General features: G+C 66.5%; 16 protein-coding genes and 1 pseudogene. 13 read left to right on the forward strand and 4 right to left on the reverse strand.

Annotation, left to right across the window (positions count from 1 at the left end):
* The first annotated feature begins 18 nt into the window (after positions 1–18).
* The 4 genes from ACQPYR_RS16310 to ACQPYR_RS16325 all read left to right on the forward strand — a co-directional run bounded on the left by ACQPYR_RS16310 (position 19) and on the right by ACQPYR_RS16325 (position 4,694).
* The gene (locus tag ACQPYR_RS16310; protein ID WP_433633079.1) at positions 19–1,725 is read left to right on the forward strand and encodes an ABC transporter substrate-binding protein; all 1,707 of its coding nucleotides are present in this window, start codon (positions 19–21) and stop codon (positions 1,723–1,725) included.
* A gap of 37 nt (positions 1,726–1,762) precedes the next feature.
* Entirely contained in the window at positions 1,763–2,335 is a 573-nt protein-coding gene (locus ACQPYR_RS16315; protein WP_433633081.1) for an adenine phosphoribosyltransferase, read from the forward strand.
* A 50-nt stretch (positions 2,336–2,385) separates the two neighbouring features.
* The gene (locus tag ACQPYR_RS16320; protein WP_433633083.1) at positions 2,386–2,751 is read left to right on the forward strand and encodes a DUF4291 family protein; all 366 of its coding nucleotides are present in this window, start codon (positions 2,386–2,388) and stop codon (positions 2,749–2,751) included.
* A gap of 362 nt (positions 2,752–3,113) precedes the next feature.
* Positions 3,114–4,694 carry an ABC-F family ATP-binding cassette domain-containing protein gene (locus tag ACQPYR_RS16325; protein WP_433633085.1) on the forward strand — a complete coding sequence of 527 codons (1,581 nt, stop codon included), beginning with the start codon at positions 3,114–3,116 and terminating at the stop codon, positions 4,692–4,694.
* Here ACQPYR_RS16325 and ACQPYR_RS16330 read toward each other — a convergent pair.
* The gene (locus ACQPYR_RS16330) at positions 4,665–5,096 is read right to left on the reverse strand and encodes a nuclear transport factor 2 family protein (RefSeq protein ID WP_433633087.1); all 432 of its coding nucleotides are present in this window, start codon (positions 5,094–5,096) and stop codon (positions 4,665–4,667) included. The two genes, ACQPYR_RS16325 and ACQPYR_RS16330, sit on opposite strands and share 30 nt — an antisense overlap.
* 80 nt (positions 5,097–5,176) lie before the next feature.
* Between ACQPYR_RS16330 and ACQPYR_RS16335 the strand changes: the two genes are divergently transcribed.
* The 8 genes from ACQPYR_RS16335 to ACQPYR_RS16370 all read left to right on the forward strand — a co-directional run bounded on the left by ACQPYR_RS16335 (position 5,177) and on the right by ACQPYR_RS16370 (position 13,371).
* The gene (locus ACQPYR_RS16335) at positions 5,177–5,689 is read left to right on the forward strand and encodes a winged helix-turn-helix transcriptional regulator (RefSeq protein ID WP_433633089.1); all 513 of its coding nucleotides are present in this window, start codon (positions 5,177–5,179) and stop codon (positions 5,687–5,689) included.
* Between the two features lie 55 nt (positions 5,690–5,744).
* Complete coding sequence (locus ACQPYR_RS16340) at positions 5,745–7,010, forward strand: hypothetical protein (RefSeq protein ID WP_433633091.1); 1,266 nt, start codon at positions 5,745–5,747, stop codon at positions 7,008–7,010.
* Positions 7,011–7,089: 79 nt separating this feature from the next.
* Entirely contained in the window at positions 7,090–8,361 is a 1,272-nt protein-coding gene (locus tag ACQPYR_RS16345; RefSeq protein WP_433633093.1) for a hypothetical protein, read from the forward strand.
* Positions 8,362–8,433: 72 nt separating this feature from the next.
* Positions 8,434–8,799 carry a DUF4345 domain-containing protein gene (locus ACQPYR_RS16350; protein ID WP_433633095.1) on the forward strand — a complete coding sequence of 122 codons (366 nt, stop codon included), beginning with the start codon at positions 8,434–8,436 and terminating at the stop codon, positions 8,797–8,799.
* A 621-nt stretch (positions 8,800–9,420) separates the two neighbouring features.
* Entirely contained in the window at positions 9,421–10,380 is a 960-nt protein-coding gene (locus tag ACQPYR_RS16355) for an acyl-ACP desaturase (RefSeq protein WP_433633097.1), read from the forward strand.
* 105 nt (positions 10,381–10,485) lie between these two features.
* Positions 10,486–11,436, forward strand: coding sequence for a hypothetical protein (locus tag ACQPYR_RS16360; RefSeq protein ID WP_433633098.1), 951 nt, complete (start codon positions 10,486–10,488; stop codon positions 11,434–11,436).
* Positions 11,433–12,686 carry an adenylosuccinate synthetase gene (locus ACQPYR_RS16365; RefSeq protein WP_433633100.1) on the forward strand — a complete coding sequence of 418 codons (1,254 nt, stop codon included), beginning with the start codon at positions 11,433–11,435 and terminating at the stop codon, positions 12,684–12,686. Before ACQPYR_RS16360 ends, ACQPYR_RS16365 begins: the two co-directional genes overlap by 4 nt.
* A 58-nt stretch (positions 12,687–12,744) precedes the next feature.
* On the forward strand, positions 12,745–13,371 hold the full coding sequence (locus tag ACQPYR_RS16370) for an NUDIX hydrolase (RefSeq protein WP_433633102.1): 627 nt from the start codon (positions 12,745–12,747) through the stop codon (positions 13,369–13,371).
* 33 nt (positions 13,372–13,404) lie between these two features.
* Here the strand turns inward: ACQPYR_RS16370 and ACQPYR_RS16375 are convergent, their stop codons facing one another.
* The 3 genes and pseudogenes from ACQPYR_RS16375 to ACQPYR_RS16385 form a co-directional block, all read right to left on the reverse strand.
* Positions 13,405–13,737 (reverse strand): YnfA family protein, encoded by a 333-nt coding sequence (locus ACQPYR_RS16375; RefSeq protein WP_433635147.1) that lies wholly within the window; start codon positions 13,735–13,737, stop codon positions 13,405–13,407.
* 264 nt (positions 13,738–14,001) lie between these two features.
* Positions 14,002–14,067: pseudogene (locus tag ACQPYR_RS16380) on the reverse strand (hypothetical protein); the annotation flags it as partial.
* An 8-nt stretch (positions 14,068–14,075) separates the two neighbouring features.
* A complete protein-coding gene (locus tag ACQPYR_RS16385; RefSeq protein ID WP_433633104.1) occupies positions 14,076–14,240 on the reverse strand; it encodes a hypothetical protein in 165 nt (54 codons plus the stop codon).
* Positions 14,241–14,386: 146 nt separating this feature from the next.
* Here ACQPYR_RS16385 and ACQPYR_RS16390 point away from each other — a divergent pair, with 146 nt between their 5' ends.
* Positions 14,387–15,358 (forward strand): alkaline phosphatase family protein, encoded by a 972-nt coding sequence (locus tag ACQPYR_RS16390; RefSeq protein WP_433633106.1) that lies wholly within the window; start codon positions 14,387–14,389, stop codon positions 15,356–15,358.
* The last annotated feature ends 119 nt before the right edge of the window (positions 15,359–15,477 follow it).

Genomic DNA, 15,477 nt, shown 5'->3' on the forward strand with positions numbered 1-15,477 from the left:
CGGCAGGGGTTTGCATATATGAAGCAGTCGCGAGGGGCACGTCTGATCGGAGCGGTGGCTGCGGGCACCGTGGCGGCCACGGTGATGGCGGGGTGTTCCAGCCAGAATCAGGTGCCCTCCATCGGCTATGCCGTCGACGCGGTGATCGCCACCTACAACGGCGGTACCGCGCTCGGTGCGAGCACCGGCTCGGATGCGGTGTTCGCGCGGGTGCTGACCGGGTTCTTCTACACCGGACCGGACGGTCAACAGGTCGCGGACACCGATGTCGGCACCGCGAAAGAGGTGCCGGGCGAGGCGCAGACGGTGCAGTACCGGCTCAATGCGGACGGGGTGTACTCCGACGGGGTGCCGACGTCATGTGACGATCTGGTGCTCGCCTGGGCCGCGCGCAGCGGCCGCTACACCAAACCCGGTGACCGCGGCCAGGTTCCGCTCTTCGATGCCGCGAGCACCGCCGGATACTCCGATATCGAACGGGTGGACTGTCAGCCGGGATCCAAGGACGCCACCGTCGTGTTCCGCGCCGACCACCACTACCTGCCGTGGCGCAACCTGTTCACCGCGGGTGAGTTGATGCCCGCGCATGTCGCCGCTCGGGTGGCGAATGTGGCGAATGTGGTGACGGCCGTGCAGTCCGGTGATCAGGCCGCCTTGCAGCGGATCGCCGACTTCTGGAACAACGGGTGGACGATCGGCGCGGACAAGGTGGATCTGTCGCGGTTCCCGTCGTCGGGGCCGTACCGGATCGATTCCTACTCCGCCAAGGACGGTCTGGTGCTGGTCGCGAACGAGCGCTGGTGGGGCAATAAGCCCGAGACCGGGCGGATCGTGGTGTATCCGAAGACCGCCGACCTGAAGGCGAAGGTCGGCGACAATGCGGTCGGGGTCATAGATATCGGTGCCGGATCGGTGAAAGACATCAATCTGGACGGGTTCTCGGTGCGGACCGTGCCCGGGCGCGGCGCCGAGCAGTTGGTGCTCGCTACTTCGGGAGTGTTCGCCTCGGCCGACGCGCGGCGCGGTTTCGCATTTTGTGTGCCGCGCCAGGACCTCTTCGACAAGCTCGGCAAGGCCAAGGATGCGCCGAAGACCGGGCTCGGCACGGCCGTGCTGAATTCTCGTATCACACAGCAGGATTCGCTGTATTACCCGAACGTGATCGGCGCGGCCGACAAGTACCGCGGTGGTGATGCGACCGCGGCGGCCGCGAGCGCCGGTGCGGCCAAACCGACCATCCGGATCGGATATGTGAAGCCGGACGATCGGCGCGCGCAGACCGTGCAGATGATCGCCGACGCATGCAAACCCGCCGGTATCAATGTGGTGGATGCCGGATCCGCCGATTTCACGCCGTCTCAGCTCACCGAGGGCAAAGTCGACGCCGTCCTCGGCAGCACCGCATCGGCCCCGGGTCCGGCCGGATCCGAGACGGGTGTGGCCGCTACCAGCGCGTTGCGCACCGGTAGCGGGCTCAATTTCGGTCGCTTCGGTAACGGCCGCTACGATTCGATCACCGATCAGCTTGCGGGCGACGACAACTCGACCACAACGCTGAATCTGCGCACCGAGGCCGAGAACCTGCTGTGGGCGGAGATGCCGAGCATTCCGTTGTTCGTCACGCCCCGCACCATCGCGTTCGGCAACGGTCTGCAGAACGGCATAGCCGGGCCCACCCAGGAGGGCACCGGCTGGAACATGGACCGCTGGGTGCTGAAGCGGTGACAGGTGTTGGTGGGTGAGTAACCATGGAGAGGTGTCGATGAGCAAGCATGCGGCGGTGGAATCGGACGACGTCCTAGCCGAGCGGACAGGTAAGGCGGCCGAACTGGTCGAACGCCTCACCCGCTGGCGCGACGATTTCCCCTCTCCCGGCATTCGCTTCGCCGATCTCACGCCGGTCTTTGCCGATCCGGAGGGTTTCCGGGCCGTCATCGACTGCCTCGCGGCGTGCGCGCCCGATGCCGACCTGGTCGCGGGCGTAGACGCGCGCGGATTCATCCTCGGGGCCGGTGTCGCCGCGACGCTGGGAACCGGTGTCATGGCGGTGCGAAAGGCCGGTAAGTTGCCGCCGCCGGTTATCTCGCGTGAGTACAGCCTCGAGTACGGCACCGCATCGCTCGAGATTCCGGCCGACGGTGTCGAGCTGAAGGGGCGGCGCATTCTGCTGCTCGACGATGTGCTGGCCACGGGTGGCACATTGGCCGCCGCCGCGGATCTGTTCCAGGCCGCGGGTGCCGAAATCATCGCGGCCGCAGTGGTTCTGGAGCTGAGTTTCCTCAATGGCCGGGAGCGCCAAGGCGATTACCCGTTGACCTCGGTGGTTCGGGTCTAGGTCGTTCGGCCGGGTTTGCCGGCTCGGATTCGAGCTGCGAGGATCGCGGAGTGGATGTTTCCGCGCCGACACGGCAGATTCGGGCTTCGTACGACGATTCGACAGTAGCTGTCTATCAAGCGTATTCGCCGCAGATTGCCGAACCCGCCGTGGCCGCAGGGACTTTCGTGAGTCCGTTCAAGCGGGAGCGGATGACGTGGATCAAGCCGTCGTTCCTGTGGATGATGTATCGCTGCGGATGGGGCCGCAAGCCCGGGCAGGGGATCACCGAGATCCGAGACGTGACCGATCAGGCGCGGCGAATCCACGAGCTGGTGATCGCCGGGCAGTTGTCCGCAGCTGGTGATGCCCTTCCGGTCGAGCGACCGTATCCGCTGTCGGCGGAGATCTCGGCGGTGATCGGGACCGGCGGGTAGTTCGGCGTTCAGTGTGGGCGGACCGGGTAGTCGAGGTGGGTTACTCGGTCGCCCTGGACGATTCGGGGGTTTTCCGGGAGGAGGGGATGCTGTCGCCGAAGAAGCGGATGCCGGCGCGGGACCAGGGCGGAGGCGAGTTCGTCGACGAGGCTGGCGTTGCGGGCTCGGGTGCCGATTTCGTCGCTGCGGCGTTCCGAACACAGCATGTGATCCGAATATCACTGGCACAACATCCGCGGATGTGTTTAATCTAGACGGGTCTTATCCCCGTTGATCGGAGTCATGTCGTTGCTCTCATGAGGTAGCCACTCGGGCGGCCCGCATCCTGTGCGCCGCATTCCCGCGCAACCTCTGGGGTCCACATGACCAATCTGTCTCTTTCCGATCTCGCTTTCTCCTGGCCCGATGGCACCCCCGTCTTCGACGGTCTGGACGCAGTGCTCGGACCGGGCCACCTCGGCCTGGTCGGCGGCAACGGTGCGGGCAAGTCCACTCTGCTGCGGCTGATCGCGGGTGAGCTGGCCCCGGCGCGCGGTTCGATCTCGCTCACCGGGCGGCTGGGCTACCTGCGCCAGGATCTCGGACTCGGCGACGGTCAGCGCGTCGACGCGGTACTGGGCATCGCCGAGACGCGAAAGGCACTGCACCGCATCGAATCCGGCATCGGCGACGAGTCCGACTTCGATATCGTCGGCGCGCAGTGGGACGTCGAGGAGAGTGCCGTCGCGCTGCTCGGCCGACTGGGCCTGCACTATCTCGCCGACTCGACCGAACAGCTGGACCGCCGCCTCGAAACCCTCTCCGGCGGCGAGACGATGCTACTCGGGCTGGTCGCCGAGCTGCTGCGCGATCCGGATGTGCTGTTGCTCGATGAGCCGACCAACAACCTGGATCACGTTGCCCGCCAACGTCTCTACGAGGTCGTCGCCCAGTTCTCGGGCACCGTCCTCACGGTCAGCCACGACCGCGAGCTGCTGGAGCGGATGTCCGCCATCGCCGAACTGCGTCAGGGTGAATTGCGTTTGTTCGGCGGCAATTTCAGCGAATACGAGCGGATCATCGAAGCTGAGCAGGAGGTCGCGCGCGCGACAATCCGTGACGCACGCAGCGATGTTCGCAAACAGGCACGCGAACTGGTCGAAACTCGGATCAAACTCGATCGCCGGGCCCGCTACGGGCAGAAGATGTTCGAGAACAAACGTGAGCCGAAGATCGTCATGGGCGCACGCAAACGCGCAGCGCAGGTGTCGGCGGGCAAGCTGCGCAATAACCACATCGAAAAGCTGGACACCGCGAAGGAGCAGCTACAGCAGGCCGAGGACCTGTTGCGCGACGACCGACAGATCCGGATCGACCTGCCGGACACCCGGCTCTACCCGGGCCAGGACGTCATCGATCTCGAGGGGGTGGAATTGGCATGCGGTCCGACCGTGACATTGCGGGTCTGCGGGCCGGAGCGGATCGCACTGACCGGTCGCAACGGCGCGGGCAAAACCACACTGCTGCACCGCATCGCCGCCGAACCGCCGCAGGTGCCGTGGCGCATACTGCCGCAGCGCCTCGACATCTTCGGCGAACAGCGGACGGTCTTCGAGAATGTCGCCGCGACCGCACCGCATGCCGGCGCCGAACAGATCCGAGCCCAACTGGCCCGCTTCTTGTTTCGCGGCGTCGACGCCGACGTCGCGGCGGCGGCCCTGTCCGGCGGTGAACGCCTGCGCGCGGCCCTGGCCATGCTCCTGCTCGCCGATCCGGCCCCGAAGCTGCTGCTGCTCGACGAGCCAACCAATAACCTCGACCTGCCCAGTCTCGACCATCTCACCCAGGCCCTGGCCAACTACGAGGGCGCACTGGTCGTCGTCAGCCACGACCCCCGTTTCCTCGACGATATCGGGGTGACCCGACGACTCGAGCTAACCGGTGCGGGGCTGGTCGAAACGTGATAGCGCGCGCCGCATGACGCCCGGATGACGAAGTAGGCGCGGCGCCAGCTTCACCGCCAGCAGGGTCAGCGGGAGCCAGGGCCGCAGGTGCGGTTCGAGGCGGCGGATGCGGCCGTCGGCGTCCAATTCGAGGATCATCGCCTCGGTCATCCGGAACGGTCCGACGGCGGCCTCGGCGAGCAGAACTCGGCGCGCACCCTCGCCGATGTGCTCGGTCCAGCGCAGCCGGCCGAGACTGCCGTACGCCGCGGCCAGCAGGATGCGCAGATCCTGGTGACCGCGGAAGACCAATCTGCCCGAGACCGGAGAGGTCAGTGCGGCATCGGGTGCGAGGGTCGTCATCAGCGCATCGACATCGCCGGCTTCCGTCGCCTCGCGAAACCGCGCCACAGCATCGGACATGTCTCGATCACCCCTTCGCAGTTGGTTGTTTCGCAACGTAACGGAGTCACTTGCAAAAAGCAATGGACTAGGATGGGTGGGTGCCCAAAGCTGCCATGTCCGACATTGTGTGCTCGATCGCGCGAACGCTCGACGTGGTCGGGGAGCGGTGGACGCCGCTGATCCTGCGCGACCTGTTCGTCGGGGTGAACCGGTTCGAGGACATCCGCCGCGATCTCGGCATCGCCTCCAATGTCCTGACCGCGCGTCTGGATGCGTTGCGGCAGTACGGGATCGTCGAGGCGAGGGCCTATCAGACGAATCCGGTGCGCCACGAATATGTGCTCACCGAGCAGGGGCGCGATCTGTATCCGGTGCTCACCATGCTCATCACGTGGGGCGATAAGTGGCTCGCCGGGCCTGCGGGGCCGCCTGCGCTGGTCGTGCATCGCGATTGCGGACACCTCACTTCCGGGGTGGTGGTCTGCCGTGATTGCGGCGGGCCGCTCACCGCCGACAATGTGGACTGGCGGCATGGTCCCGGCGCGCGGCGCGGACCGGGAACCATGCTGATCGGCGATCATCTCGAACCGGCCCCTAGGTCAGTCGGGTAACGCAAGTGTTTCGCTCGAGTTGATCGACGTGCCCGGCTGCAGCATGATCAATCCGATGGATCCGGTGTTGCGGGCGATAGCCGATGTCGATTGGGCCGAGCTGGAACATGCTTACGGCCCGGCGGCGGATGCTCCGGCGCACCTGCGGGCCCTGATGGACGGTGATGCCGAGTCCTGCGTCGACGCGGTCGGCTATCTCGACGCCGCGCTACTGCATCAGGGCAGTGTGTACTCCGCGACCGCGCCGTTCGTCGCGATCGTGGCCGAACTGCTGGCGCGCCCGCATACCGAGATGAAGGTCGAGGACATACTGCCGTGGGATCCGGGTCAGCGACCGTTGCGCGTCGCGCTGCTCGAGTATCTCGAGGTGTTCGCGCAGGGGTGTTGTTCGGGGATCTCCGATGACCAGTTGTATGCCGAGGCCTATCCATCCGGCCGTACCGAAGAGGATCTGCAGCGCGTCAAGGCGAATCGGCGCGCCGGGCTATTGGAATTGGGGCCCGATCCAGCCAATGCCCTTCTGGTGGAACATGTTCCGACGCCACCGGGCTTGCTGGCCGCCATCGATGACCACGAATTCCGCGCGGCGATGCGGGCCAGGGACGAGATCGCTTGTCGCGCAGTTGTTCCCGGCGTGATTGCGGCGGTCGAGCCCCTGGTCGACGCTCCGGATGTGACGGTGCGCATGGCCGCGCTGCGGGCGCTGATCGAACTCACCGCGCATCCGGCCTATGCCGAGAAGCGGGCCGCGCTGCTGCAGCGGGTGGACGAAATCGGGCCGACCATGTCGGATCCGGTCGAACGCGCCACTGCCGCACGGATTTCCGGCCTCAATGGCGGCCGTCCGGAGCAACTGCTCGCCGATGCCCATCCCGGTGTGCGCACCTGCGCCGCCCTCGCGCCCGCATTCGCCGCCGAACAGCGTGCCACCGACGAACTGCTTGCCGCGCTGGAGCATCCTGAGGTCATCGACCGGTGGTTCGATCGCCATCTGCCCGGACAGGACGGCTGGCTGCGCCACGATGTCATCCGCGAACTCGTCAGCCGGGTCGATGATTTCGAGACGCTGCTGCCCGCCGCGATCGAAGCGGCCTGGGCCGCGAATCCGAGCACCGTGCACGCCGACTGTATTTCCTTCCTGCACAGAGCCTTTCCGGATACCGTCCGGGTCGGATCGGAACTGTCCGCCGCCCAGCTGTCGTTCCTCGCGGTACTGGTGGAGATCGATGATCTATGGCAGCTCGGTCAACTCGAACGCTGGCTCGACACCGTGGGCCTGCCCGGCGGGCGGGACGGCTGTCGTCGGCTCGTCGAGCAGTAACCGCTACGTCCCACGTCCACAGACTAAGAGTAGGGTCCTGACTTTCGCCGCCCGAACGCGGACACGAGGATGTGTATCCATGGGAATCGAGTTGCACGCGGCGGGGGTATGCCGCGCGCCCACCGCGGACTTCCTCGATCAGGTGGGGGAGTGGCTGCTGACCGGCCCCGCCGGAGCGCGGGTCGGCTGGACCGCCACGTCCGCGCCACTGCGGAAATCGGTGGAGGTCTCCGGAGATCGCCTGCTGGCAGTGCTGCATCCGGCGGCCGAGCCGGTCGATCTTCGTGCGGCACACGGGCAGGTCGTGGTGAGCGCGGGGTGCGCGTCTGCCGGGCCGGGCTATCACCGGCACGTCGCGGCGGTGCTGCACGAAATGGGTCGGCGATTCGACATCGTGTGGGACGAGGGGACCGAGGATCCGCTCGGATTGGGCGATGACCGTGCCGAGGTCGAGCGCGACTATCTGGTGTGGATCCGCAGTCTCGCGGATGCGGTCCTGACCGAAGTGCCTGCCGAGGGCGCCTGGGTTTCGATCGGATTGTCGCTCGGCAGTGACCGTTTCGACTACGACGGGCTTGCCGCGAGCTGGTTGGGGCCGCGCGACCGCGACTGGTTCCAGGCCGTCCGTGACGGCGACGAGGTGGCCGCGCGCGCGTTCTTCCCGTGGTGGGAGGACGGTTGGACCGCGCCGACGATTCGCAATACCGCGATGGGCATCATGTGGAACGACGTGCGTTGGCGGGCTCCATCGGACGCCGATGACACGCCCGCACTGCACCAGGCCGACGCATTGCTCGCCGAGGCGCACCGGCTCGACGCGGCGCTGGAACTGCCGTGGTCGGCGTGGCACGAATTACGGCTGCTGCTCGGGGATTCGGCCGCCACCGCGCCGGGTGCGCCCGCCGATCTGTCCGAGCGGGCCGCCGCTGCGGACCAGGTGTCGCTCGGCTATCGTCGCCGCCCGGTGCACACCACACCGGTATCGGGGTGGAGCCTGCGCATTCCCGGCGATTTCACCTACGGCTGGGATGGCGATCGGTGGTGGGCCTGGGACGGCACCCGCCAGATCGAGATCACCATCCTGCGCGTCGGCGACCCGAAAACCGGGCCGCCACCGGCCGCGATGCTGCAATACGGCGCCAACGCGACCGCGGGCCATCGCGGCGAACCGGTCAGTGGCGGTCCCGGTGACGGATGGTGGTTGCCCTCGGAGGACGGTGCGGAGGTCGGCGTGCAAGGGATCGCCAGTCGTCGCAATGGTGAATTGCTGCTCGTCACGATCAGTGTTCCCGGGACGCAACTGGATTGGGCGATCGAGGCCTGGCGCTCGCTGCAGTACAACGGCGACTGACCACACGTTTGTGGAAGCGGGTGCCCGCTCCGGTCGGGCATGCTGGCCTTCCGACTCGAACAGGAGGCTCCCTTGGCAACTGTCGTCAACACCGTCGTCGGCGTGTTCTTCCTCGCGATGGGTGTCTATGCCCTCGCGGCGCCCGCGGCACTGACCCGCCCCTTCGGGATTCGCCTCGAACAACCCGAGGCCCGCTATGAGATCCGCGCCGTCTACGGCGGATTCGGTCTTGCGATGGCGGCGATGCTGGCGGTCGCGGCGACCCACGACGGAGCCTTGCGCACCGGAATCATGATCACCATCGGAGTCGCACTCGGCGGAATGGCATTCGGCCGCATCGTATCCGCGGTACTCGATGACCGACTAGCCTTCTACCCCAACTGGTTCTACTGCATCGTCGAGACGGTTGCGGCAGCGGCCTTGGTGTCGGTCTCCTGAGCCGATAGCGGCACGTGCCGCCGCGCTCCGGTGCCTGGCTCGGCGGAAATAGGATCGGCTCAGTAGGTGCAGGAGTCCCTCGGTGTCGATGGCACCGTCGGCCTGACGGCCGGGTGAGCCCCAGCCGTCGAATGCGGATCGGATCTTCGTGCTCAGGCACGAGAAGGATCGCGCCACGGGTCGCGGCCGCCGAACCTTCGGTGGCGAGTCTGATCGTCCTGGCCGTGATACCTCGCCGATGCACGGGGCCGCGATGCGGGTAACGCGCAATATCCCGACGTGGTAGCCAGATGGTGGTGCCGCCGCGCAGGCCGCCGATCGAGGCAATCGATCGGCAGCGCAATTGGTCGAGTTGCCCGCGTCGTATTGGTTGGATCTGTGGGAATACGACCCGGTCGCGGTTGCCGCCACGCTGGGAAGCCGATGTTCATCCTGCGGGGGGCAGGTCACCGGCGATGACGACTTGTCGCTGTGGCGATACCGTGTCGGCCGGTCTTCGCGATAACCAGTAGTGAGCCGTTTGTGTCTCTGGCGAAACGAATTCGCCGCAGGGGATTTCGGCGGCGCGGCAATCGGGGCACTCTGGAAGAGAGCCCTTGATCCGATGACAGGAATCCGATCGTGACACGTACCTTGACACAGCTGGAGTTGCTGACCGAACTCGAACCCGTTGCCGAACAAAATCTCAACCGTCACCTATCGATGGCCAAGAACTGGCACCCGCACGACTATGTGCCGTGGGACCAAGGCCGCAATTTCGCCGAGATGGGCGGAATCGATTGGGAACCAGCGCAGTCCCAGTTGAGTGAACTGGCCAAAGCCGCGATGGTCACCAATCTGCTGACCGAGGACAATCTGCCGTCCTATCACCGACTGATCGCCGAATCCTTCTCCCAGGACGGCGCCTGGGGCACCTGGGTGGGGCGGTGGACCGCCGAGGAGAACCGGCACGGGACCGTCATGCGTGACTATCTCGTCGTCACCCGCGGGGTCGACCCGGTAGCGCTGGAACATGCGCGGATGGTCTGCATGACAGCCGGGGTGCAGCACCCGACCGGGGTGGACGACAACGGATTCCTACCCGGCGTCGCCTACGTGACCTTCCAGGAACTGGCGACCAGAGTCAGTCATCGCAATACCGGCCGGGTCTGCAACGACGCGATGGCCGACCGGATGCTGCAGCGCATTTCCGCCGACGAGAATTTGCACATGGTCTTCTACCGCAATCTCTGCGGTGCTGCCATAGATCTGGCTCCCGACCAAGCGCTGGTAGCGATCTCCGCGATCATCCGCAACTTCCAGATGCCGGGTGCTGGCATGCCGAACTGGCGTCGCAACAGCGTGCTGATGGCCAAACACGGCATCTACGATCTGCGCCAGCACCTCGAGGAGGTTGTCACGCCGGTGCTGCGCAAGTGGAATGTCTTCGAGCGCAACGACTTCGGCGCCCGCGGCGAACAGGCGCGTGAGGAGCTCGGTGTATTCCTCGAGCAGCTCGGCAAGGATGTGCTCAAGTTCGAGGAGCAGCGCGACCGGGCACTGGCCCGTGAGGCGCGCAAGCGCGAGTGGCAGGACGCCTGAGCCGATCCCGCTGGATCGATGATCTTGGTTCTCGTCGGTGGACGCTTGACGCGCTGAGTTTTGGTCGAATACACTAAAACTAGGTTCACGAAAGGAAGTGATGACATGGGATACGGGCATTGGGACGACACCGCCTACCGCGCGGCCAAGACCTTCCGTGCCGGTCGCGGTCTGGACGACTTCGGATACACCGCGCAGATGCAGGGGCAGCCGTATTCGGATTGGCGGGCGCATCCCGCGCTCAAACCGCTCGGCGTCACCATGCGCGAATGCCGGGATTCTGCCGAGCACGGCAATTCGCTGCCGATCGCGGTGCTCTTCGACGTCACCGGATCGATGGGGCGGGTGCCGCGGATCATGCAGGACAAGCTCGGCAAATTGCACGGGCTGCTGCAGCGCAAGGGCTATGCGCAGGATCCGCAGATCATGTTCGGCGCCATCGGCGACGCCGATACCGACCGCGTGCCGCTGCAGATCGGGCAGTTCGAATCAGACAATCGGATGGACGAGCAGTTGCGCAATATCCTGCTGGAGGGTGGCGGCGGCGGACAGAAGTCCGAAAGTTATGAACTGGCCGCGTATTTCATGGCGACCCACGTCGCGACCGACGCATGGGAGCGGCGCGGTAAGCGCGGCTACCTGTTCATCATCGGCGACGAGCTGAACAAAGCGAAGCTGGCGGGGCGCCATATCCGCGGCGTCATCGGCGATCACGTGCGCACCGATATCGAGGTCGCATCGATCTATCGGGAACTGGCCCAGCGCTGGCACGTGTACTACATCCTGCCGAACCAGTCGAGCTACTTCGACGATCCCGAGATCGCCGAACACTGGCGGGGGTTGCTCGGCCAGAACTTCATGAAGCTGGACGATCCCGCCGCGGTCTGCGAGCTCATCGCACTCACCATCGGGCTGGCGGAGGACCGCATCGACGTGCCTGCCGGACTCGCGGATCTGCGCGATGTGGGGTCGATGGCGGAGGCCGATTCGGTCGGAAAGGCGTTGGGCGTCAAGGCGGGACCGAGTCTTTGTGCCCTGTCGCGGGGTGAAAGGTGATTCCGTCTCACATTATCGTGCTCGACCTCGGGTTCGGGGATGCGGGGAAGGGAGCGACCGTCGATTGGCTGTGCTCACCGGAAGCGGGGCTGGACGTATCGGCGGTCGTGCGATTCAACGGCGGTGCGCAGGCCGCGCACAACGTGATCGCCGACGGTCGCCATCACACCTTCGCGCAGTTCGGATCCGGAACCTTTTCCGGTGTGCCGACGCTGCTCTCGCGGCACATGCTGGTCGAGCCGATCGCGCTGGCGCGTGAATCGCGGCAGCTTGCGGCGCTCGGTGTGCGGGATCCGCTGTCGCTCTTGCGCATCGATGGTCGCGCATTGCTCACGACCCCGATCCATATCGCCGCCAACCGCGCGCGCGAGGATGCGAGGGGTTCCTCGCGGCACGGTTCCTGCGGTCGCGGCATCGGCGAAACAGCGAGTTACGCACTCGAATACGATGCGCCGACCGTCTCGGACTGCCTGCGCCCCGACGTGCTGTACGCCAAGCTGCAGGCGATGGCGGCACACTACGGGCCGCTGATCGCGCCGAGCGCGCACCGATACGAAGCGATTCGCGAGCTGGTCGATATGTACCGGGAATTCGCCACCGCCGTGCGCATCGTCGACGGCACCGACCTCGCCTGCCTGGCGCAACGCGGCCGCCTGATTTTCGAAGGCGCACAGGGCGTTCTCCTCGACGAATGGCGCGGCTTCCACCCGTACACCACCTGGTCTACCGTCGAACCGCGCAACGCGCGCGCCCTGCTCGCCGAAATCGACTCCTCCGCTTACACACTCGGCGTCACCCGCACCTACCTGACCCGCCACGGCGCCGGGCCGTTTCCCACCGAAGACCCCACCATGACCATCCCCGAACCGCACAACACCACCGGCCCCTACCAGGGCCATTTCCGACGCGGCCACCTCGACCCCATCCTGCTCCGCTACGCCATCGAGGTCTGCGGCGGCATCGACGGCATCGCTCTCACCCACTTGGACGCGCGCGGAACCGGCTACGCCGCAACGGGATACGCGACTGCGCGCGGGGTAATCGACCGCCTCGAACCAGGCCGCTGGCAAGACCTCGACCACCAACGCGACCTCACCGCCCTGCTGACCAGGGCCGATCCGATCCTGGCAGCCGCGCCAACCGACCCGGTGCCGTGGCTGGAACGTCAACTCGGTGCCCCGATAGTCCTGACCGCGGACGGCCCGGACCGTCGCAACCGGATCCCGAACCGGGTCGTCGCCGCTGCCTAGAACGTCGTTGGTGTGCCACTCGGTCGAAGCCGGCCAGGGTGCGGCAGGATGGGGTGGCGTGGAGCAATCCGTGGTTTCGGTTGATGTGGTGGCATTGCGGTTCTGGGCCGACGATGCCGGGGTGGCCGTGGGTATCGCGCCGCGGCAGGTGGAGCCGTTCACCGGGCAGCTGGCGCTGCCGGGAGTCCTGCTCGGGCGGGGGGAGCGGTTGGTCGTGGCGGCGCGGCGGGCGGTGCATACCAAGTTGGGCGTACCGGAGGCGGCGATCGGGGCGGTCGGGCAGTTGGTGACCTTCGACGAACCCAATCGCGACCCGCGCGGGCCGACGCTGTCCATTGCCATGTGGGCGGTTGTCGGGCCGCATGAGGGGCCCGCGCAATGGGTTTCGTTCGACGCGGTGCCCGAATTGGCCTTCGACCACAATCGCATCGTCGATGCCGCTCGCGGCCAGCTGGCCCGCCTGCTCTGGAAGGATATGGCGTTCACCAGAGCGCTGACCGGCGACGAATTCCCGGCGACCCGCGCGGTGGAACTCAGCTCCTCCGTCCTCGGCGCCCGCCCCGACCCGGCGAACCTGAACCGCACCCTGGCCGCCATCTCCGGCCTGGAACGCACCACCGAACGCCGTCGCGTCAAGGCCACCGGCCGCCCCGCCGCCGTCTGGGCCTTCACTGCCGGCGAATAGCGCACCGCGTCAACGTCTTCCACGCAGCAGCGTTCAGTCACGAGGGGCGTACATGATGACGGCGACGCCGAGGAGGCAGACGGTGGCGCCGAGGTAGTCCCAGCGGTCGGGGTGGAATTTGTCGACGATCATGCCCCAGGCGAGTGAGCCGGCCACGAACACGCCACCGTAGGCGGCCAGGATGCGGCCGAAGTTGGGGTCCGGTTGGAAGGTGGCGACGAAGCCGTAGGCACCGAGTGCGAGTACGCCTGCCGCGATCCACAGCAGCCCGCGATGTTCCCGCCAGCCCTGCCAGATCAGCCAGGCGCCGCCGATCTCGGCGACTGCGGCAAGGGCGAACAGCAACAGCGACCGGACGATCGTCATGCGGTAGAACGGGCCGCCGGGTCTACGGCGAGCGTTTACACCTCGTAAATAGGGTGTGCCCGGGTAGTCGGGAAACCCACCGCTGCCACCCATCACGCCGGCGATACCGACCTGCCGTCCCTGCAGCTCGAGCGTGATCGCATCGCCGTCGAGCACGTGCACGCCGAGTGCGGTGAGCATGGCCGCGATGCGGTCCCCGAGCCGCCGATCGTGATCGTGATTGCCCAGCACCGCGACCGCCGGCATCGCGAGTCCGGCGATCTCGGCGCACAGCAGATCCGTCTCGTGCGGCCCACCGCCCTCGGTGAGATCGCCGCCGAGCAGCAGCACATCGGCGTTCAGTCGCAGGAGTCCGGGCGGAAACGTCCCGCGACGGCATCGCGCATATGCAGATCCGCGACGGCGGCGATCCGAAGGGGTGCGGCGGGGGACATGGCGGTCAGCCAGCCACACGTTGGACGGCGGGTCAATCGGCTTCTGCTGTTCACCTCACCGATACGCACCCGTGAACAGTATGAATAGCTGTTGGCTATTGCTAGTTCAGTGGTTGTTCAGCAAGGCGACCGGCGATGGCGAGACCGATGAAACGTCCATGAACACTCACTCGGTGCGCTACCGAAAGGCACTGTCGTACCGGATCGTTCGGGATATGAGCGCGCGAACCGTAGCCACCACATCCCTCGCACGCAGGCAACTTTTCTCCGGCGCCGTCGCCGTCACGGCTGTTTCGACCGTCCTCGCCGCCGGGCGTGCGCAGGCCGCCCCCCAAGCCGACAAGGTCGTCCTCATCGGACTCGACGGCACGATGTACCGCAAGATCGAGGAGGTGCGGGCGCCGAACCTGTTGCGGCTCAGCGCCGAAGGCACCCTCGGCCGTGGCTCCATCGCCCCGCATATCTCCATCTCCGGCCCCTCCTGGGCCACCGTGCTCACCGGCGTCTGGGGCAGCAAGCACGGCATCACCGACAACAACTTCGACGCCACCCCGTTCGCGAAATATCCGACGGTCTTCACCCGCCTCGAACGCCACGATCCGACCCTCAAAACCCAGTCCATCGCCACCTGGGATCAGATCGCCACCATGACGGCCAGCGGCGATCCGCGCGCCGACGTCGTCATCTCCACCCCGGTCGTTCCCGACGACGACAACGAAAGCGCCACCGACGCCGCCACCACCGACAGCGTCGTCACCGCCATCACCAAATACGCCCCCGACTTCCTCTTCACCCACCTCGACCAGGTCGACCGCGCCGGCCACCAGCACGGCGGCGCATCCAGCGAATACCTCGACGCCGTCACCCGCATCGACGCCCTCGTCGGCCGCATCGTCGCCGCCGTGGACACTCGCGCCCGCGCCAACCCCGCCGAACGCTGGACGGTCCTGGTCACCACCGACCACGGCCACCGGCCCAAGGGCGGCCACGGCGGCCAAACCCCCGACGAGACAAGCAGTTTCGTCATCGCCCGCGGCCCGGACTTCCTCGCCGGTGCGACCAGTTCCAGCTTCTCGCTGGTCGATATCACGCCCACCGTGTTGGACATCTTCCACGCCCCGCTCGACCCGGACTTCGACGGACAATCGCGCATCCGCCAGCCCGTTGAACCTTTTACCAGCCGATAAGGCACCCTCCGCACGCTCGGTTCGTTGTCGCCGCATACGATCGCCTGCGCCGTAATTCACCCGCATAACCGGGGCATTTCCGACTCGGCAACCTCGGATCGGGCAGGTGACCTGCGCGC

This window comes from Nocardia sp. CA-120079 (assembly GCF_050955745.1).
Classification (GTDB): domain Bacteria; phylum Actinomycetota; class Actinomycetes; order Mycobacteriales; family Mycobacteriaceae; genus Nocardia.